Origin of the sequence: Acinetobacter sp. PC34 (assembly GCF_051789135.1) — a bacterium.
Taxonomy (GTDB): Bacteria; Pseudomonadota; Gammaproteobacteria; order Pseudomonadales; family Moraxellaceae; genus Acinetobacter; species Acinetobacter johnsonii.
Genome location: NZ_CP196664.1, coordinates 2,404,699 through 2,424,927 on the forward strand (window position 1 = coordinate 2,404,699; position 20,229 = coordinate 2,424,927).

The window sequence follows — 20,229 nt, forward strand, 5'->3', positions numbered from 1 at the left end:
GCGTTTTATCATGATAAGTATGCTTCAATTTTGTGACAATTTCATAAAAAAAAGCCCATAAATTTGGGCTTTTTCAGATCAATCAAATTAAGGGATATCGCTATAGCGCATATACTTTCGAATCATGCGCTCGCGGTTTTGTAACTTACGGTCATTTTGATGGTCTTGGTAGTATTTCGGATTAGGCAAAATGGCCGCTAAAAAGACCGCCTGCTCTCGGCTTAAGCTACGTGAACTTTTACCAAAATAGTGTTGGGTTGCAGCTTCCACGCCATAGATATTATCGCCAAATTCCACCGAGTTCAGATATACCTCTAAGATGCGTTCTTTGCTCCACATCCGTTCCATCATCCAAGTTGCAACAGCTTCTTGACCTTTACGAATGAATGAACGCTTGTTATATAAAAATAAGTTTTTGGCCAATTGCTGAGAAATTGTTGAACCACCCGCAACCACTTTACCCGTGTCATTATTACGCTCAAGCGCGGCTTGAATGCCATCCCAGTCAAAACCATGATGTTGCATAAATTTGCCATCTTCAGCCGCAACAATGGCTTTTTTCATGTACTCACTGATCTCATCATAATCACGCCATTCGTGTTGAATCGGTTTAGATGGCTCAGACCAATAATCAATCCGCATAAACATGGTGGTTTCCACTGGCTTGTAACGCCACCACGCTAGACTTGCAAAAATCCACAACTGTACCAAAAGCACGAAGCTGACAGCGACTAACAAACTACGAAAAATAAAAGCTTTCATGCCAGTGGCTTACTCCAAAAATCATTTTTATTCATGCTAAGCTTGGGCAAATATAGCAAAATTTTAGCAAGAATGGCATGACCGAGCTTACACCTCCGCAAATCAAAACAAAATTTGACGTACATTTATGGTGGATTACCGCCGTCATTATTGCCGTGAATGTTGGGTTGTTTTTTTGGCAAATCCTGCATGGCATGGATGTCAGCAATCCAAGTACAGCTGATGCCATACGCTGGGGAGCAGACTATGCACCACTTACCTTCTTGGCTGAACCAATGCGTTTATTAAGCAGTATGTTCTTTCATTTTGGCTTGGTTCACCTCATGTTGAACATGTGGGCGCTGTATATTTTTGGCAGTGTGTTGGAGCAAATGTTTGGACGTGTCTATTTTCTTGCGCTATATGTTCTTGCTGGTCTCATGGGTAGCTTGCTCAGTGGTTATATCGCCATTCAAGACAGTTATGAACTAATTCGTGTGGGTTTAGCAAACCCTGAACTCTTGCCGCGTGTCGGTGCAGGGGCTTCAGGTGCGGTCATGGGACTGGGGGCAGCACTGACGGTTCTATCGCTACTGCCGATGCTCCCACAGCAACGTTTTATTTTAGATAAAAAGACTTTGCTCATCGTGATGGGAATCAACTTAGCCATGGGCTTTATGATTTCAGGTATTAACAATGCTGCACATATTGGCGGCATGTTGATGGGTGCTGTCTTGGCGGCACTTTGGTATCTCTCCCAAAAAATGCAGCAGCGTTGGATTATGCCGCTGAGCCTTGTTTTAGCGGCCTGCGGATCATATTGGTTTTACTTACACTGCCAAAACCTTGTGGTCTACATTCAACCCTTATGGTCAGAAGTATTAATGATGATGCGTCAACAGCTCAATTTCTAAGATTCAACGCTTAACGTATTAAGAGATCAATCACGATTGATTGATCTCTCTCAAACTTTGTAAAGGCGGAATATCACTGAGATAACTTAAGCGATAACGCCCAATCAGCGCGCAGAGTAAGGTCATGAACAGTGGTAAAATGAGCCAGATTTCCCAGTGTGGCTGAATGGCTAATCCCATGCGATAACATGCGACCGCACTTATCGCTTCAGCAAATAAACAAGAAACCACACCTGCCATAAAACCAATAAAGCCAATTTCTAGACTGAGCATGGTTCTGAGTTTTTGCTTGGAACCACCAAATGAACGTAATAGCGCCACTTCACGTTTACGCTCATCCATAAGTAAGTTCAGGCAAGCAATTAAAACCAGAATACCTGAAATACTCACTAAAGCTGCAAGGATCGTGACAATCTGCACCAGCACCGTAACAATGCGCTTAATTTCATCTAAAATTAAACTGACATCAATAAAGACAGTGTTGGAAAATTGCTGAATAATGCTGACCAATTTCGCTTTGTCAGACTCTGGTACATAAAAACTGCCCAAATAACTGCCCGCATTTTCATCCATGGTCTGTGGCGCAAAAATAAAGAAGAAGTTTGGGCTAAAACTTTCCCATTCTACAGTTCGTAAGTTTGCCACTTTGGCGTGAATGACACCCTCTGGTAAGCTAAAGGTCAGTTGATCCCCCACTTTTATCCCAAGCTCTGTTGCGGTATTGGCTTCTACCGAAACTTGTCCTTTTGCTGTGAGTTTTGATGCGCCAGAGACAATCACATTATCTTTAGGATAACGGTCTGCTTGGATCAGATTTAACTCGCGGCGTAAGGAATTATTTTGCTTCACCAAATCCGCAGCAAAAGGTTGTCCATTTTTGGCAATCAGTCTACCTCGAATATTCGGATAGAGCGGCGTACTGTTCCAGTGATTCTGCTCAATTTGTGCTTTTAACTCAGGCATGTCAAAAGGCGGTAAACCATATACAAACTGATTCGGCGTTCCCGCAGGAATTTGCTGTTGCCAGCGCTCTAATAAATCAGTGCGTAGCACGGCTAAGACCGTAATTAAACTGAGCCCCAAAGCCAATGCGGTAATCTGAAATGCAGTCTGGTAAGGCGTACGGACATAAGCAGAAATCGCATTTTTTAAGCCACGGATAAACTTCAAACTCAGCCAGACCACACTGCATAGCACTACACACAGAATGATAATTGCACCAATCACCATAGCTGTTAGTACCATATTTTCAGTCAGAACGATACTAAACAGTGCCAGACTAGCTGTTCCTGCGAGCAACATCCAAAACATAGACGAAACCGATTTTTCTTGACTGCGAATGACTCGGATCGGTGGGGTATTCAAAAGTTCCCAAAAACTCGGTAAGACAAAACCCAGAAGTACTACAGCACTGGTCAACATGGCAATCGGAATCGGTCCGAGCAGCATATCCCACGCTGAAAACGCAATACTTAAGTGTGGAATCAGTTGTAACATCAAATGTAACAAGCCATAACCCAACCCTACACCCACTGCACTCCCGACCAGCATGGCGAGCAAGAACACCACACCCAACAAGCTGAGATAAGCCCAGAGAATTTGTGACTTCGCAGCCCCCATACAACGTAATAGCGCAATGTGGTCTTGGTTTTGTTGTACAAAGCGCTGACTGGTCAAAGCAATCGCAATTCCACACAGCAAAATCGTTAAGATATTCGCCAACTGCAAAAAAGTGTCCAAATTTGCAATTGGTTTCATTAAACGGGTATTGCCCTCACTGGCATTGCGTAGGCGTAAGCTGTTTTGTGGTTCTTCCGCATTAGCACTTTGAGCTGCCGCATCGACATCCATAAATGCTGCATTTTGCTTCTTAAAATTTGCTTCAAACTGCTGGGTATTTTGTGTGGTACCTGCCATCAGTAGACGATAGTCAATACGACTACCGACTTGGATGGCATTGGTCTTGGCAATATCCGCTTTTGAGATAATCACCGTCGGCGAGAACCCAGAAAAACCTAACTCTTGATTGGAGTCATGCTCAATCAAGCCTGTCACCTTGAAAGTACCATCTGCAATATTCAGCTGATCGCCCAGTTTAACCCGTAGCAAATCCATAGCACGTTGACTCAACCACACTTCACCTGAAGCAATATGCTTCGCCGCAGGCTGAATACGTAACTCTCCGCGCAGAGGGAAGGCTTGATCGATGGCTTTGACATTGACCATAACAAACTGATCATCGGTATATGCCATCGAACTAAAGACAGTGACTTCTGATTGTTTTAAATCGAGAGCTGTCGCTTGCGCTTTCCATTTCGGATCGAGCTTTTGACTGTCCGTTAAAACCAAATCCCCTGCTAGCATCTCGGCGGCTTGCAGCGCTACGGCATTTTGAACTTGCTCATTACTAAACTTCAGCGCGGTCGTCGCACTGATCGCGAGAATCAATGCAATAATCAATAAATACACACCGCTACTTTTAAAACTTTGCTTCAGTAAGGGCTGAAATAGAGAATTCATTTTCATCCTCCCGTTCGAGGATGTTCGATCAACTGACCATCGAGTAATTCAAAATGGCGCTGGCACTGTTCTGCAAGCGTATGGTCATGCGTCACTAAAATGAGGGTCGTACCCAACTCACGGTTCAACTGAAACAATAATTGCTCAATTTCTCGCGCAGTTTGACTGTCTAAGTTTCCTGTTGGTTCATCGGCAAAGATAATTTTTGGCTCAGCAATCAGCGCACGGGCAATTGCAACGCGCTGCTGCTCCCCACCCGAAAGTACCTTCGGTGTTTGAGTGGCCTGTCGCTCTAATCCAACCTTTTGCAACAAACTCAAAGCACGTTGCTCCACTTCAGCGAAGTTAAATGATGCATGAAGCCGTAACGGCAGCATCACATTTTCAACAGCAGTCAGGTGTGGCAGCAGTTGAAAGGACTGAAACACAAAGCCAATATGCTTCAAACGCACATTCGCACGCTGTTCTTCATTGAGCTTGGAAATACTTTCACCACAAACGATTAGCTCACCACCGCTAGCCTGGTCTAAGGTCGCCAAAATACCCAGTAAGGTAGACTTTCCTGAACCTGAACGTCCTGTAATTGCGACTTGTTCACCTGCTGATATGCTGAGACTCAAATCTGAGAAAATGGTCAGTTCTTTTTGCGGAAGTTTAATCTTTTGTGTCAGTTGCTGGGCAGAAATAATCACTTGTGGCATGATGCTTACATCACTATGAACTTGGGTCATAACATCCCTATATGCAAATATTCGTGCAAAATCGCAAATTTAAAAAACGTATCAGTTCATACTTGGTTTTGCTTGCACTGTGCCTAAGCCCCACTTGGGTTTTTGCAAAAACCGTGATGGTTTTAGGAGATAGCATTAGTGCAGGTTATGGCATAGAACCACAGCAAGCATGGGTAAATTTACTGCAAAAACGGTTAAACCAACAGTATCCGAAACAGCATAAAGTGGTCAATGCCAGTGTGAGTGGTGAAACCACCAGTGGCGCTTTGGCTCGTTTACCCAAACTGTTGCAAACGCATAAGCCAAATGTGGTGGTGATTGAGCTTGGCGGGAATGATGGACTGCGGGGTCAACCACCTCAGATGATTCAAAAAAATTTAGCGCAACTGATTCAACAAAGTCAAAAAGCCAATGCCACTGTGGTTGTGTTGGGAATGAAAATACCACCAAACTATGGCACAGCCTATAGCAAGGCATTTGAAAGTAATTACAAAATGGTCAGTCAACAATACAAAGTTAAATTGCTGCCCTTCTTTTTGGAAGGTGTAGCAGGAAATAAAAGCTTGATGCAAAAAGATTTAGTTCATCCAAATGGCAAAGCACAGCCTATTTTATTAAATTTAGCTTATCCCTATATAAAAGGCGCTTTATAAAGCGCCTTTTACTCTGATCAGCACATAGGATCAGAAGTCAAAAAAAACCACTTCACCACTTTCAAGTGAGTACTCAGCGCCAACCACTTGTAACTTGCCTTTGGCAATTAAACTTTCAAGCACAGCTGAGCCATGACGTAACTGATTTACAGAAGCAAATACATTTGAACGCACCGCGTGTTTAGACAGTTTGCATAAATCATGTTTCAGTTCAGTTTGCATCAAGGTTTCAACCGAAGGACGGACACGGTTTACAATCGACATCAGGTTTGCAGACGGTGGGCTATCTGGGTTCATCAGGGTGTCAATAGTGGCTTGAATCGCACCACAGTGGCTATGACCAAGTACCACAACGACCGCACAGTCATAACGCTCAGCCGCAAATTCAACACTGCCAACTTGCGAAGGTGCAACCACATTTCCTGCAACACGAATAACAAACAGATCACCCAAACCTTGGTCAAAGACCATTTCTGCAGGCACACGAGAATCGGAACATCCGAGTACAATGGCAAATGGATTTTGGTCTTCCGCCATCTCTGCTCGTGCTTGGTGAGACAATTGCTTATGGTGGGTTGTCTCACCCGCTACAAAACGTTGGTTACCTTGTTTTAGACGGCTTAAAGCTTCTTGAGCTGTTAGCATTCCCTTTCCCACTCGGTTGTTATTAAGTTGGACTAGTTTAATCCCAGCGAAATTGATTGTCACTTGCAAAAAACATAGCCGCTTCTTTTTTTGCTTGATTTTGAAGTTGCATTTTATATCAATAAAACCATTACACAGTTCACACTTTATCAAAATGCCGCATATCCTTTCAAATAAATAATTAATGACATTTGCATGAAAGCGATTAGAATCAAACAGACCTGTAAATAAACATAAAAACTATTCAAAATCAGAGCATTTTTATCTTATTCGGTCAGTTTTTTCATTCATCTCCGTTTAAGGATGAACCATGATGATGCGCTTAAAATCCGTCTTGAAACAAAGTCTAAAGGCCAGTCTATTCGCTTTAGCTTTGTCATTTTCTTTCGCCAGCCATGCGGTAGAAAATACCATCATCAAAGACAAACTCAGTTTACAAAGCTACCTTCTACAAGAACGCGTCAGCGCTGGCTTAAAAACCAAAACGCTTAAAGTGGATGATATCGTTTGGAGTTATAACGAAGGTGGTGCAGTTGATAAACCGACTATTTTGCTGATTCATGGTTTTGCTGGAAATCGGGACAATTGGAACCGTGTAGCACAGTTTCTAACGCCGTATTACCACGTGGTTATCCCCGACCTTCCGACCAATGGCGATACCAAAGTCCCTGATGATTTTGATATCTCTATGCCAAATGTCACAGAGCGACTCCGTCGTTTTGTTGAAGCCATTCATATACAAGATAAGCTGAATGTTGCAGGACATTCTATCGGTGGTTCTATTGCAACCCTATATGCCGCGCAATACCCTTTTGACACGCAAAGTTTGTTTTTATTAAACAGTGCGGGCATTTATAAAAACGCTAACACCAACTATGCCAAAGACCCACAATATTTAAAGCACTTGATTGTGAGCAAGCCGGGCGATTTGGATGATGTAATGCAACGTGTCATGCAAACCCCAATCAAAATGCCCTATTATTTAAAACGCGCCCAAGAAAAACAGTTAATTACTCAGGCTGAAAAAAACAGCAAAGTCATTGATCAATTGGTGACCTTGAACCGAATTTATACCACTGACTCCTTTGCTCGAGTGACCCGGAATATTGAAGCTCCCACCCTCATTTTATGGGGTAAGCAGGACAAAATTATTAATGTCGAAGTGGCGAATGAGCTCAAATCTTTATTGAAACGTGCTGAAGCTCCTGTCATCCTTAACAATGTTGGTCATATGCCACTTTTGGAGGCAGAACAAGCAGTTGCACAGCACTACCTGCCTTTTCTTGCAAAAACACAAAAGTTAAAAAACCCATTGGCTGATAAACTGATTCCACTAAATTAATTTTGTTGAGTACGTATGCAGAAACACCCGATGATTGAGCAGCTCATTGAAGCTCATCTTAGTTTTTTAGATCATGAGTTTTCGCAAGCAAGTACCGTACAAAATGAATTCACCCTATTTTATCAATGGTTTAGAAAACAAACTTTGCAGCAACTGTGGAGCTTTGAAGACATCAATGCGCTGTTGCAAAAACAAATCCTAGCCACACCTGCGACCGAGCATCTAATTTCACAAATTGCAGAGCACATCAAATTTGCTTTGATTCACCCCATCAATGAATCAACAAAAATTGCCGATGTGATTCCAGTACTCACCATCGACAAAATTGCGCAGTATGTCGCGAGTAAAAGTGGGCATCGTCAACGCCTGATTAAAACTGTGGTAAATAACCCAGCTTTTTCAGCCATGATTACTCAGCTCATTCAGCACTCGATTCAAGACTATTTGAACAACTCCGTCATGACCAAACGTGTGCCGGGTGTCTCTAGTTTTATGAAAATGGGCAAGTCGGTACTGGAAACCGTCACAGATTCTAATCTGAATGACACCATCGGACATTATTTGCAAAAGAACATCTTAAAACTCAGTCAAATGAGTGAACAAGTGTTAAATCAAAACTTTAATGATGAAAAGCTATATCATTTTCAAGCCAACCTCTGGCACAAAATCAAAGATATGCATTTATCAGTTTTGAAAAATTATATTGAAGTGCAGGACTTGCCTCAAACTGTCACTATGGGGCACGAAATTTGGGAGCATATGCGTCAAACAGACTATCTGCAGCAACAGGTGCATGATGGTGTTTACGCTTGGTACATTCGCAACCAAGAACGGCCTTTTGATTTACTACTACGCGACTTAAATATCGACGAAGCCTTAGTCCAAAATCAACTTCAAGATTTGTTGAACCCTATTATTCAAGAACTCATTCGTTCTGATTACTTACGTGATCGAGCGCGCTATTATTTAGAACAGTTTTATTATTCTGACCAAGCACAGAGTATTTTAATCCCCTAAATAAAAAGACCCGTTGAAGAAACGGGTCTCTAATTCTAATTTCTATGTATTAGAAATTAGCAACAAAACTTACACCATAGCGACGACCATCTAAAGTTTGCTCACCATCAGCATTCTCTGCAGTTTCATCTAACACATTATAAACACCAAATTTACCTTTCAAGTTTGGTGCAAATTTATAGTTAAAACCAACATCGAGGAAGTTATATCCAGGAATTGGGTCAGACATACTTGAGCGACCTAAATACGGTGTAGTTTCTCCGCGCACATGTAATCGGCTCCAAATATTCAAAGCATCGGTTAAGTCATGATCTACTGTTACATTAAATACATGTTCAGGCATGCCATTTAAAGGCTGCCCTTTAAATTGACCTGATTTAATTTCTGTATCTGTGAACGTATAATTTGCAGTTAAGGTTGTATATTCAGCTAATTTGGCATCAAATGTCACCTCTACACCACGTAACTCAGCTTTACCAATGTTTTCACGTGTGCTGATAAATGCAAATGGAATACCGTTTTCAGAACATTTCCACGTTGAAACATCATTACGGTTGTAGTCAGCATTACCCGTTGAATCACATTCACGAATTTCTTCAATTCGATCTTTAAACTGAGTTACATAACCTGTAATAGAGGTATTAACGTGATCATTGTTCCAGTAAAAACCTAACTCTGAAGTAACAGTTGATTCTGGTTCTAGGTCTGGATTTGCTTTAATAATTCCTCGACCCGTTGTTGTTGGAGAACCACTTCCTCCTGTCACACTATAGAAGCCGTCCGTCACAGAACGAATATCTGGTTGTTTATAACCTGTAGAAACCCCACCCTTCACGGTAAATTGGTCAGTAAAGTTATAAACACCATAAATTCGCGGAGAAATATTTCCTTGATATAGTTCATCATGGTCATAACGGGCCCCAAGCGTTAAATTAAAACGATCGGTTAAACTCCATGTGTCTTCTAAGAATGCAGCAGCTGACCAGCGTGTCAATTCATCAAACTCTGGAACCAACGGATTTCGGTTTGTTGCTCGATCTAACAAACTTTCATCTTTATAATACCCACCAAAAGCCAGTGTATGATTACCTAACAACCAATTCCACTGTGTATTTGCAGTCCATGTTTCTAAATCAATTCCCTTCGTTCCCACGAACGTATTTTCACGATCTGGGTTTTTAGAATTTTCATATTGAATATAAGATTTACTATCCAAATTATCGGTATATCGCCCATTATGCGTTAAGGCATAAACACTACGTATATTTCGACTTGCAGAGTCAGTACCTGTTGCTGCAACCGTTTTACCTGCCGTAGCCTCAGACTCTTGTGTGAAGAAATTTGCCTCTACAGCTAAGTCGTGTTGATCATTAAGCACATAAGTTAAACGTGAATTTAAACTTTCCGTTGTATGGCCTGTAAAACCACCTAAATAAGAGTCTTCTTTTCTCTCTAAATGATTTAGACCTAACTGCAAGCCAACTTTATCTTGAATAATCGGCCCTGCTAAATAAACAGAACCATTACGAATGTCTCCAGAATTATTTTTATCTTGAATAGTTGTGCCTAACTCAACATTCCCAGTCCAAACATCCGTCACTTTTTTAGTAATAATATTAATCACGCCACCCATAGCATCAGAACCATACAATGTAGATGCTGGACCACGGATAATTTCAATTCGCTCAATGGATGCAACTGGAGGAAGAATATTTTTCTCCATACCGTAGTCATCGCCATTTGGGTTAACGTCTTTAGAATATTGACGCTTTCCATCGACTAAGAACAAGGTGTAATTCGAAGACATTCCTCGAATACTAACTGTTTGACTTGCATTTTCACCCGTAATAACAACACCCGGAACACTTCTCAAAACATCTGTAATATCGTTATATTCACGTTTATCTAATTCTTCACGGCTAATCACAGTAATTGATGCTGGTGCTTTTGAAACATCCTGCTCATAACCCGTTGCCGATACAACAATCGTCTGTAATTGTGTTGCTTCTTTCTCATTTGTGGTTTCCACAACGTCATTTGCCATCGCAAATGAACTCATTGCCCCTACAACAGCCAAAGCTAAAGTTGATCTCGTCAGATTTTTACCCATAACGCATACACCTAAATACAAAAAAGGAGAGATTGTGTAAATTTCATAGGGCATTTTAACAAACGATAAACATATTGCAATAAATATTGATAATTATTCTCAATTACATTTTAGCTTTAGATAAAATATAACCCCCTAATTTAAGGAGGTTATTTGGTAAAGTCGATTCAAATTTATTTGAAGTACGCGCCTTCAGCCTGCGTATGATCCGTCTGGTCAATAACACGACGTAACTCAGGAATGTGTTGTTGCAGAGTCGTTTCAACACCCTGTTTCAACGTGACATCAATTGCTGAACAGCCTTGGCAACCACCACCGAATTTCAGTACAGCCGTTAAACCATGTTCTTCATCTTCAACAACTTCAACCAATGCACAGTTACCACCATGCCCTGCTAGGCCTGGGTTAATTTCAGACTGAAGAATATATGTAATACGCTCTTCAATCGATGCATCAGGTCCTACGCGTGGTACTTTCGAGTTTGGTGCACGGAATGTCAACTGCCCACCAAAACGGTCTTTATTGTAATCAATCACCGCATCTAATAAATATGGAATAGACGGTGTGTCGATATACGCAGGAAAGTCTGGATAATCTTGACGGTAATCGGTTGGGATCACTTCTTCAGGCGCACTATATGCCATACAACATTCAGCACGTGGTGTACCCGGATTTTCAACAAATACACGTACAGCAATGCCCGGTGTATTTTGTTTTTCTAATAAATCACGTAAATACTCTTGTGCAGTCGGAGTAATCAATAAGTTTGGAATTTCCTCTGCAACTGCAGTGCTGCTATTCTCAGTCGACATAACAATCATTTCCTCAAGCTGAAGTTGCTATTTTAACTGAAGATGCGGGGTAATTAAAAAAAATCAACCAAAATTGTCGGATTTATTGTGAAAGTTCATCTTTTCGCTCAATTTAATGGCATTATGACCACAAGATAGTTATATGTAGAACATCTCAGAAATGTTGGATTTACCTTTTAATCATACAGTTACGATCATTATTATTACTGTCATAATTTCTATGGTGGCATTTTCAAATCAGAACGTGATGAACCGTCTGATTTTCTGGCCTCCTGCGATGCAACGTGGGCAATACGATCGTTTTATTACACATGGCTTTATTCATGCCGATGGTATGCATCTCCTGTTCAATATGTTCACCCTATTTTTCTTTGGTAGCATTATTGAAAGTTTTTACCGCCAATACTTCTATGAGTTAGGTTTTATTTTGTTTTATCTGGGTGGCTTAATTTTTGCCATTTTACCAAGTTATTTAAAACATAAGAATGATGTGCGCTGGGCGAGCCTTGGTGCTTCTGGTGCGGTCTCTGCGGTCTTGTTCGCTTATGTGTTGTTTGAACCTTGGAAGCTCATTTTTGTGTTTTTTATTCCAGTACCTGCGATTATTTTTGCAGTGTTGTACGTGGCATATAGCATCTGGTCAGGTAAAAAAGGCAACTCCAACATCAATCATAGCGCCCATCTTTGGGGAGCTGCTTATGGGGTCATCATGACCCTAGTTTTAGAGCCGCGTCTTATTCCACACTTTCTGAGCAAATTAACCCAGTTACCTATTTAAAGCCGAACCCCTAGATTGCAAATGGATTGCATCCATACGCATATAGGCTTAGTAACATTTTTTCACAGCAACGGGTGGTCCTGATTTTTACAATAAACATCAGGACAACTATAAACCAAGGAAATTGCTATGAAAATAATGTCTATATTTGCAGCCTTGATGATCAGCCTCAGTTTTACAGCCTGTGCGGTAAATACCCCTGAAGGGAGTATCATCGTCGATCCTGATCGTTCTTATTATCCTCATGGCCAAGGCGATTTCTGTCCACCCGGACAGGCCAAAAAAGGTCGCTGCTAAACTCAAAAGCCTTCTGTTCAGAAGGCTTTTTTATTACATATATTTTTACATAAATTTGGCATGAAATGCCAAGCAGGAATTTGATTTGGCATAGATAATGTTTACAACTGTATATAAATAGCAAATGCCAGTGAGATTTCTTGCATGTCCAATCCCTTAGATGGTCTTCAATTTCCAATTTACTCGAAAACACAAAAAGTTAGTACCTCACGTACAGGGAAAGAGATTATTGCAGAGGCCTTAGCCAATGTTGATCCCCAAAGCTCTGTTACTGCACTTACAGAAAAGAACTGGCGTAAACAATATCCACGCTATTTTAAATCCTTAGTTGAATTTGGGATTCGTAATCAAATTGCACCGATTCAAATGGCACAAGATGGGCTCAACAAAGCACATAATGTGTTTGAGTTTTATCGAGATGGGCAAAAGCATCTCCTCAAAGATGTAATGTCACTTGAAAGCGCACCACTGCATACTATTAAACTCAAAGGTGAAAATGATGCTGCGCCTGAGTGGTCAGTGCCTTATAAAGGCCAACAACTCAGTGGCGATGCCTTACTCGCACAAATCCAAACATGGTTAGATGCTGGGGTGATTGAACCCAGTCACGCTGAAGCACTGATTGCCTGTGTGGAACATCCTGAATGGTTTGATTTATCTGATCGCACGATGGTTTTGTTCGGTGCAGCATCTGAAGCTGGCCCGCTCACATGGTTAGCCCAATGGAAAGCCAATATTGTGGCGGTTGATTTACCCAATAGTCGTGTATGGGGCAAAATTTTAGACACCATTCAACACGGCAATGCCACGCTATATGCCCCATCGGTTGAAGCGCTGAGTGCAGAAACACCTGTCGCTGTTTTAAAAGAAAAACTCGGTGCAAACCTACTGACACAAGTACCTGAAATTGCACAATGGTTGGTACAAAACCCACATCAGTTAGATTTGGCCGCGATTGCGTATTTGGATGGTGAAAAGCATGTCCGCGTTTCCGTTGCGATGGATGCAATTATGCAACATGTCAGCGCGCACAAAGTAGATACCAGCTTGATGTATATGTGTACACCTACCGATGTCTATGCCGTACCTGAAGAAGTCATTACAGCATCTGAGCAAAAGTTCAGTGGTCGTTCTAAAACGCAACAGATGATCAGTAAAAGTATTTCAACCCTCAGTGGACAACTGTTCTTCAAGAAAAACCTACATGACCTCGTCGAGTCGGATAATAACAAGTCTTACGGCATCACCGACTGTTTAGTGATTGAGCAAGGGCCAAACTATGCATTGGCTAAACGGATTCAACAGTGGCGTGCAACGCTTGCTCGCTCGGAAGGTCAGCGCGTCAGCATCAATATTGCACCATCAACCACCACGCATTCTGTCACCAAAAATCCACTGCTCAAAGCCGCATTTAATGGGGCGAGCTTGTTTGATGTTGAAGCCTTTAAGCCTGAAACAACCAATGCCATCATGGCGGCTTTATGGATCCATGATCTCCGTAATCCTAAGTCTGTAGCTAACCCAGAGGTCAAACTTGAACATCCTTTAGAACTGATGATGCACGGCGCCAATCACGGTGGCTTATGGCGTGTAGCTTATTTAGCACGTACTGCACTGCCCTTTGCAGCACTTTATGGCTTTGCCGCAGATAAACTACCTTTAGACAAAGTCTGGGCGAAGTTCAAAAAGTAAAATATGAACAGCATCGTTCATAAAATACAGAGCTAAAAAACGCTACCTTAGGTAGCGTTTTTTTATCATTGGTTTTTACGCATCAAATTAAACGAACTGTAGGAACAACCAGAACAAACCACCTGATAAACAGATCGTGGCTGGTAAGGTAAAGATCCAAGCCGAAAGAATGGTTCTCACTGTTGCAAAATTCAGACCTGACTTATTCGCCACCATGGTCCCTGCTACCGCAGAGTTCAATACGTGTGTGGTCGATACTGGCATACCAAAGCCATCCGCAGCTGCAATCGTAGTCATAGCCACTAACTCGGCTGACATACCTTGACCATAAGTCATATGGTTCTTACCAATACGCTCCCCCACAGTCACGACAATACGCTTCCAACCGACCATCGTACCTAGACCTAAAGCCAATGCCACAGCCACTTTCACCCACGTTGGGATGTACTGTAAGAATGAATCTAAGTTACTACGATATTCTTTTACTGTCTTTTTGCCCTCTTCCGACATCGCTGGCAATTGATTCGCTTTATCCAAACGTTTGAACGCTGTCGTGCTTAAGTACATGTCATTACGTAGTGCAGAAACTTCAGCTTCAGGAATATCTTTAAGATCTCCATAATGGCCAACACGCTCACCCAAATGATCTGTCAAACTGGCTAAAGCAGGTACGACTTCTGGGGTCATTTCTTTGGTTTGAATATATTGCGTGATCACCGTACGGGCTTTTTCATCTGCAATATCGTTATGATTCGGATAAATCACAGCCGCAGTTTGATCTGAAAGTTGAGCAAATGACTGAATGTGCTGTGAATCTAAATTCTTATTTAAAGAATAAGCCAAAGGCACAATACCAATCAAAATCAGCATGATTAGACCCATACCTTTTTGACCGTCATTTGAACCGTGAGCAAAACTTACACCTGTGCAAGTAAAAATCAAAATGGCACGAATCAGTGGAGGTGGTGGTTTGTTGCCTTCAGGTGGTTGGAACAGTTCCAGTTGTTTCTTAAAGATTTTTTTCACCAATAAGAACAACACTGCTGCAAAAGCAAAACCGATCATGGGTGAAAACAGTAAAGCTTTACCGACTTTAATCACCTGATCCATATCGACACCCGAAGCACCACTGCCTGAATGCATCAAGTAGTTCATGATGCCCACACCTAAGATCGAACCGATCAAAGTATGTGAACTTGATGCTGGAATACCCAAGAACCATGTGCCCAAGTTCCACAAAATCGCAGCAATCAACATGGCAAACACCATGGCAAAACCTGCGCCTGAGCTGACATTCATAATCAACTCAACGGGCAGCAGCGCAATAATACCGTAAGCCACTGCACCACTTGCGACCATAACCCCAAGAAAGTTACAGAAACCTGCCCACATCACCGCAACAGGTGCAGACAGTGCATTTGTATAAATGACCGTTGCAACCGCATTGGCAGTGTCGTGGAAGCCATTTACAAACTCAAAACCCAAAGCAATGAACAACGCCGTCGCTAAAAGAATTAAAGAGTAAAGATTCAGTGCAGGAACATGCGATAAGTCAGCAGAAAGCTGAAAGCCAATATAAATTAGCGTTGAAATAATGACCGTTAAAAACACCGGCATAAAAAATTTCGGTGTAGGTACGTGCACATTCGTCGACTTGACCTGTGTCACGTGCACCTGATCTTGGACGGGAGGAATATTAGAATTCATGCAGACGGCTAAAGAGGATATCAATATCCCCTATTGTTCAATTTAATTGTGACAATTATATGACAAATGCGTGTCACATGAAGCCAATTTTTTCATAATTGGCTTATTTTAGATCAGCAGTAAATCGCTTATAAGCCTTGAACGCACTGTGCTGGCTCAAAATTTAACTTTTCGGTGCGGATTACGCTGAATTATTTTCTTACATTTGGCTGTGCTGTCTGTAACAATCTGCTCCAATCAATATTTTTCATCTCTATTTCTTCTGATCTATTAACATAGCGGGTCTATATTTCACTTTCGTGAAAACTAAAGCTAAATCAGCCTTTTTTATTTGCCATATAGCCAATACCACTTGAATTAGGCATCAATCAACCTGCTTTTCTGCTAAAATATTGCACGTTTTGAAAACCTGTTTGTGAGTTTTGAATGTCTACACTTGCCACCTTAAAAGCACTTCTTGCCGAGCGCATCCTTATTATCGATGGTGCGATGGGTACCATGATTCAGCGTCACAAGCTCGAAGAAGAAGATTATCGTGGTGAACGCTTTGTAGATTGGGCTTCTGACCTCAAAGGTAACAATGACCTGTTGGTATTGACTCAACCGCAAATTATTCAAGGCATTCATGAAGCGTACCTCGATGCTGGTGCAGACATTATTGAAACCAACAGCTTTAACGGCACACGTGTTTCAATGTCGGATTACCACATGGAAGATCTTGTTCCCGAGATTAACCGCGAAGCGGCACGCTTAGCCAAAGCCGCTTGTGAAAAATATTCAACCCCTGACAAACCACGTTTTGTGGCAGGTGTATTGGGGCCCACATCACGTACCTGTTCGATTTCACCGAATGTAAATGACCCTGCGTTCCGCAACATTACTTTTGATGAACTCAAAGAAAACTACATCGAAGCGACGCATGCCTTGATTGAAGGTGGTGCAGACATCATCTTGATCGAAACCGTGTTCGATACCTTAAACTGTAAAGCTGCGATCTTTGCAGTAAAAGAAGTGTTCAAACAAATTGGTCGTGAACTTCCACTCATGATCTCAGGCACCATTACCGATGCATCTGGTCGTACCTTAACAGGTCAAACCGCAGAAGCGTTCTGGAACTCGGTTCGTCATGGTGACTTACTCTCAATTGGTTTTAACTGCGCCCTAGGTGCAGATGCCATGCGTCCACACGTGAAAACCATTGCTGATGTAGCCGATACTTTTGTTTCAGCGCATCCAAATGCAGGCTTGCCAAATGCTTTTGGTGAATATGACGAAACCCCTGAACAAACCGCAGCCTTCATTAAAGAATTTGCAGAAAGTGGTTTGATCAATATTACCGGTGGTTGCTGTGGTACAACGCCTGATCATATCCGTGCAATTTACAATGCAGTGAAAGACATTCAGCCACGTCAGGTGCCAGAAACCAAACCTGCCTGCCGTTTAAGTGGTTTAGAACCGTTTAACATTTATGATGATTCGCTATTCGTGAACGTCGGTGAACGTACCAACGTCACAGGCTCAAAAAAATTCCTACGTCTCATCCGTGAAGAAAAGTTTGCTGAAGCTTTAGAAGTTGCACAACAACAAGTTGAAGCTGGTGCACAAATCATCGACATTAACATGGATGAAGGGATGCTCGATTCGCAAAATGCGATGGTGCATTTCCTGAATCTGGTTGCATCTGAGCCTGATATTTCTCGTGTGCCAATCATGATTGACTCATCAAAATGGGAAATCATTGAAGCTGGTTTGAAATGCGTACAAGGTAAGCCAGTCGTCAACTCGATTTCCTTAAAAGAAGGTTATGACGAGTTTGTCGAAAAAGCGCGTTTATGCCGACAGTACGGTGCTGCGATAATTGTTATGGCCTTTGATGAAACAGGACAAGCTGATACTGCTGAACGCAAGCGTGAAATCTGTAAACGTTCTTATGATGTTTTAGTCAATGATGTTGGCTTCCCTGCCGAAGATATTATTTTTGACCCGAACGTGTTTGCAGTTGCAACAGGGATTGAAGAACATAATAACTATGGCGTCGACTTTATTGAAGCCACAGGTTGGATCAAGCAAAACCTACCGCATGCTATGATCTCAGGTGGTGTCTCTAACGTCTCCTTCTCCTTCCGTGGTAATGAACCTGTACGTGAAGCGATTCACTCTGTGTTCCTTTACTATGCCATCAAACAAGGCATGACCATGGGGATCGTCAACGCGGGTCAAATGGCGATTTATGACGATATTCCAAAAGAACTGAAAGATGCTGTTGAAGATGTTGTTCTGAATCAAAACCAAGGTGAATCAGGTCAAAACGCCACAGAAAAATTGCTTGAAGTGGCAGAAAAATTCCGTGGTCATAGTGGCGCGCAGCGTGAAGCTGAAAACCTTGAATGGCGCAATGAATCCGTTGAAAAACGTCTCGAATATGCGTTGGTAAAAGGCATCACTACCTATATCGACGAAGATACCGAAGAAGCCCGCCTCAAAGCTAAACGTCCACTGGATGTGATTGAAGGTGCTTTGATGGATGGCATGAACGTGGTCGGTGATCTGTTCGGTTCGGGTAAAATGTTCCTACCACAAGTGGTGAAATCTGCACGTGTGATGAAACAAGCTGTGGCTTGGTTGAACCCGTACATCGAAGCCGAAAAAGGCAATGCACAATCCAAAGGTCGTGTGTTAATGGCAACCGTAAAAGGTGACGTACATGATATTGGTAAGAATATCGTGGGCGTGGTCTTGGGTTGTAATGGTTATGACATCGTTGACCTCGGCGTCATGGTTCCTGCGGAAAAAATCCTGCAAACCGCGATTGATGAAAAATGTGACATCATCGGTTTGTCTGGTTTGATCACGCCATCTTTAGATGAAATGGTGTTTGTGGCCAAAGAAATGCAACGTAAGGGCTTCAAAATTCCATTGTTGATTGGTGGTGCAACGACCTCTAAAGCACATACCGCCGTTAAAATTGACCCGCAATATTCCAATGATGCGGTGATTTATGTGGCTGATGCTTCACGTGCTGTTGGTGTGGCAACCACCCTGCTGTCTAAAGAAATGCGTGGCAACTTTATTGCCGAGCATCGTGCTGAATATGCCAAAATTCGTGAGCGTTTAGCCAACAAGCAACCGAAAGCAGCGAAGCTTGGCTATGCAGAATCTGTTGAAAATGGCTTTAAGATTGATGACAACTATGTGCCACCAAAGCCAAATGCTTTGGGTACGCAAGTCATCACCAACTATCCATTGGCAACATTGGTTGAATATTTTGACTGGACCCCATTCTTTATTTCTTGGAGCTTGGCGGGTAAATTCCCGAAAATCCTAGAAGATGAAGTAGTCGGTGAAGCTGCAACGGATTTATATAACCAAGCGCAAGCCATGCTCAAAGATGTGATCGAGAATAATCGTTTCGATGCCCGTGCTGTATTTGGTCTATATCCTGCTCAACGCACAGGTGCAGATACAGTCAGCGTGTTTGATGAAACAGCGCAGAATGTCACGCATACTTTTGAACACTTGCGTCAGCAGTCTGACAAAGTTACAGGCAAGCCGAATTTATCTTTAGCCGACTTTATTAGCACCTCGAAGGACAATACCGATTATCTTGGTGGTTTCACGGTATCAATCTTTGGCGCAGAGGAATTGGCGAATGAATACAAAGCCAAAGGTGATGATTATTCTGCAATCTTAGTTCAGTCTTTAGCGGATCGTTTTGCTGAAGCTTTTGCAGAGTACTTACACGAGCGTATTCGTAAAGAGTTCTGGGGCTATAAAGCCGATGAAACCTTGAGTAATGAAGAGCTGATTAAAGAGAAGTATGTCGGTATTCGTCCTGCACCAGGTTACCCTGCTTGCCCAGAGCATTCGGAGAAAGCAGTGTTATTTGATTGGTTAGGTTCAGAAGCGAAGATTGGTACAAAATTGACTGAACACTTTGCGATGATGCCACCTTCTTCTGTGAGTGGTTTCTATTATTCACACCCTGAAAGTGAATACTTTAACGTGGGCAAGATTTCTCAAGATCAGCTTGAGGATTATGCAAAGCGTAAAGGTTGGACACTGGATGTAGCGAAGCGTTGGTTAGCGCCGAATTTAGATGATTCGATTATTTAATTTAGAGTTCTTATAATCTCCCTTACGAAGCAATGCTTCTCACCTTCTTTAAAAAAGAGGGGGATGTCATGTGATTCAATTTGTTACGTGACAGCTCCTCCCTTTTCAAAGGGAGGTTGGGAGGGATTAACATATTGAATAAAAAAATAAAATCTAT

General features: G+C 42.1%; 15 protein-coding genes. 8 read left to right on the plus strand and 7 right to left on the minus strand.

The window, feature by feature from the left end; genetic code table 11:
* Positions 1-87: 87 nt before the first annotated feature.
* Positions 88-762, minus strand: a complete 675-nt coding sequence (gene mtgA / locus ACSC9N_RS11760) for a monofunctional biosynthetic peptidoglycan transglycosylase (protein WP_058952094.1) — start codon at positions 760-762, stop codon at positions 88-90.
* A gap of 77 nt (positions 763-839) precedes the next feature.
* Between mtgA and ACSC9N_RS11765 the strand changes: the two genes are divergently transcribed.
* Positions 840-1,655: a rhomboid family intramembrane serine protease gene (locus ACSC9N_RS11765; protein WP_058952095.1), complete on the plus strand. Its 816-nt coding sequence runs from the start codon at positions 840-842 to the stop codon at positions 1,653-1,655.
* A gap of 30 nt (positions 1,656-1,685) precedes the next feature.
* On the opposite strand, the gene ACSC9N_RS11770 is transcribed toward ACSC9N_RS11765, so the two are convergent.
* Both ACSC9N_RS11770 and ACSC9N_RS11775 read right to left on the minus strand, forming a co-directional pair.
* The gene (locus tag ACSC9N_RS11770) at positions 1,686-4,175 is read right to left on the minus strand and encodes an ABC transporter permease (protein ID WP_439036040.1); all 2,490 of its coding nucleotides are present in this window, start codon (positions 4,173-4,175) and stop codon (positions 1,686-1,688) included.
* Positions 4,176-4,177: 2 nt separating this feature from the next.
* The gene (locus tag ACSC9N_RS11775; protein WP_058952097.1) at positions 4,178-4,906 is read right to left on the minus strand and encodes an ABC transporter ATP-binding protein; all 729 of its coding nucleotides are present in this window, start codon (positions 4,904-4,906) and stop codon (positions 4,178-4,180) included.
* An 11-nt stretch (positions 4,907-4,917) separates the two neighbouring features.
* Here ACSC9N_RS11775 and ACSC9N_RS11780 point away from each other — a divergent pair, with 11 nt between their 5' ends.
* Positions 4,918-5,559 (plus strand): arylesterase, encoded by a 642-nt coding sequence (locus tag ACSC9N_RS11780; protein ID WP_439036041.1) that lies wholly within the window; start codon positions 4,918-4,920, stop codon positions 5,557-5,559.
* A gap of 30 nt (positions 5,560-5,589) precedes the next feature.
* On the opposite strand, the gene ACSC9N_RS11785 is transcribed toward ACSC9N_RS11780, so the two are convergent.
* Entirely contained in the window at positions 5,590-6,204 is a 615-nt protein-coding gene (locus tag ACSC9N_RS11785) for a carbonic anhydrase (RefSeq protein ID WP_004981036.1), read from the minus strand.
* Positions 6,205-6,514: 310 nt separating this feature from the next.
* On the opposite strand from ACSC9N_RS11785, the gene ACSC9N_RS11790 reads away from it, so the two are divergent.
* Positions 6,515-7,546, plus strand: a complete 1,032-nt coding sequence (locus ACSC9N_RS11790; RefSeq protein WP_058952099.1) for an alpha/beta fold hydrolase — start codon at positions 6,515-6,517, stop codon at positions 7,544-7,546.
* Positions 7,547-7,561: 15 nt separating this feature from the next.
* On the plus strand, positions 7,562-8,563 hold the full coding sequence (locus ACSC9N_RS11795) for a hypothetical protein (protein WP_058952100.1): 1,002 nt from the start codon (positions 7,562-7,564) through the stop codon (positions 8,561-8,563).
* 49 nt (positions 8,564-8,612) lie between these two features.
* On the opposite strand, the gene ACSC9N_RS11800 is transcribed toward ACSC9N_RS11795, so the two are convergent.
* Entirely contained in the window at positions 8,613-10,673 is a 2,061-nt protein-coding gene (locus ACSC9N_RS11800) for a TonB-dependent receptor domain-containing protein (RefSeq protein WP_058952101.1), read from the minus strand.
* A 173-nt stretch (positions 10,674-10,846) separates the two neighbouring features.
* Complete coding sequence (nfuA, locus tag ACSC9N_RS11805) at positions 10,847-11,485, minus strand: Fe-S biogenesis protein NfuA (RefSeq protein WP_004981041.1); 639 nt, start codon at positions 11,483-11,485, stop codon at positions 10,847-10,849.
* Positions 11,486-11,645: 160 nt separating this feature from the next.
* Here nfuA and ACSC9N_RS11810 point away from each other — a divergent pair, with 160 nt between their 5' ends.
* The 3 genes from ACSC9N_RS11810 to ACSC9N_RS11820 all read left to right on the plus strand — a co-directional run bounded on the left by ACSC9N_RS11810 (position 11,646) and on the right by ACSC9N_RS11820 (position 14,252).
* On the plus strand, positions 11,646-12,263 hold the full coding sequence (locus ACSC9N_RS11810) for a rhomboid family intramembrane serine protease (protein ID WP_058952102.1): 618 nt from the start codon (positions 11,646-11,648) through the stop codon (positions 12,261-12,263).
* A 129-nt stretch (positions 12,264-12,392) separates the two neighbouring features.
* Positions 12,393-12,560: a hypothetical protein gene (locus ACSC9N_RS11815; RefSeq protein WP_094148780.1), complete on the plus strand. Its 168-nt coding sequence runs from the start codon at positions 12,393-12,395 to the stop codon at positions 12,558-12,560.
* A gap of 144 nt (positions 12,561-12,704) precedes the next feature.
* On the plus strand, positions 12,705-14,252 hold the full coding sequence (locus ACSC9N_RS11820) for a hypothetical protein (protein ID WP_058952103.1): 1,548 nt from the start codon (positions 12,705-12,707) through the stop codon (positions 14,250-14,252).
* A gap of 87 nt (positions 14,253-14,339) precedes the next feature.
* On the opposite strand, the gene ACSC9N_RS11825 is transcribed toward ACSC9N_RS11820, so the two are convergent.
* Positions 14,340-15,959, minus strand: coding sequence for an inorganic phosphate transporter (locus ACSC9N_RS11825; RefSeq protein ID WP_058952104.1), 1,620 nt, complete (start codon positions 15,957-15,959; stop codon positions 14,340-14,342).
* 426 nt (positions 15,960-16,385) lie between these two features.
* On the opposite strand from ACSC9N_RS11825, the gene metH reads away from it, so the two are divergent.
* Positions 16,386-20,072, plus strand: a complete 3,687-nt coding sequence (metH, locus tag ACSC9N_RS11830; RefSeq protein WP_094148779.1) for a methionine synthase — start codon at positions 16,386-16,388, stop codon at positions 20,070-20,072.
* Positions 20,073-20,229: the final 157 nt, after the last annotated feature.

Bases quoted from the DNA above. Each gene is read 5' to 3' on its own strand.
- mtgA (WP_058952094.1), bottom strand. From the start codon at position 762: ATGAAAGCTTTTATTTTTCGTAGTTTGTTAGTCGCTGTCAGCTTCGTG.
- ACSC9N_RS11765 (WP_058952095.1), top strand. From the start codon at position 840: ATGACCGAGCTTACACCTCCGCAAATCAAAACAAAATTTGACGTACAT.
- ACSC9N_RS11770 (WP_439036040.1), bottom strand. From the start codon at position 4,175: ATGAATTCTCTATTTCAGCCCTTACTGAAGCAAAGTTTTAAAAGTAGC.
- ACSC9N_RS11775 (WP_058952097.1), bottom strand. From the start codon at position 4,906: ATGACCCAAGTTCATAGTGATGTAAGCATCATGCCACAAGTGATTATT.
- ACSC9N_RS11780 (WP_439036041.1), top strand. From the start codon at position 4,918: ATGCAAATATTCGTGCAAAATCGCAAATTTAAAAAACGTATCAGTTCA.
- ACSC9N_RS11785 (WP_004981036.1), bottom strand. From the start codon at position 6,204: ATGCTAACAGCTCAAGAAGCTTTAAGCCGTCTAAAACAAGGTAACCAA.
- ACSC9N_RS11790 (WP_058952099.1), top strand. From the start codon at position 6,515: ATGATGATGCGCTTAAAATCCGTCTTGAAACAAAGTCTAAAGGCCAGT.
- ACSC9N_RS11795 (WP_058952100.1), top strand. From the start codon at position 7,562: ATGCAGAAACACCCGATGATTGAGCAGCTCATTGAAGCTCATCTTAGT.
- ACSC9N_RS11800 (WP_058952101.1), bottom strand. From the start codon at position 10,673: ATGGGTAAAAATCTGACGAGATCAACTTTAGCTTTGGCTGTTGTAGGG.
- nfuA (WP_004981041.1), bottom strand. From the start codon at position 11,485: ATGTCGACTGAGAATAGCAGCACTGCAGTTGCAGAGGAAATTCCAAAC.
- ACSC9N_RS11810 (WP_058952102.1), top strand. From the start codon at position 11,646: ATGTTGGATTTACCTTTTAATCATACAGTTACGATCATTATTATTACT.
- ACSC9N_RS11815 (WP_094148780.1), top strand. From the start codon at position 12,393: ATGAAAATAATGTCTATATTTGCAGCCTTGATGATCAGCCTCAGTTTT.
- ACSC9N_RS11820 (WP_058952103.1), top strand. From the start codon at position 12,705: ATGTCCAATCCCTTAGATGGTCTTCAATTTCCAATTTACTCGAAAACA.
- ACSC9N_RS11825 (WP_058952104.1), bottom strand. From the start codon at position 15,959: ATGAATTCTAATATTCCTCCCGTCCAAGATCAGGTGCACGTGACACAG.
- metH (WP_094148779.1), top strand. From the start codon at position 16,386: ATGTCTACACTTGCCACCTTAAAAGCACTTCTTGCCGAGCGCATCCTT.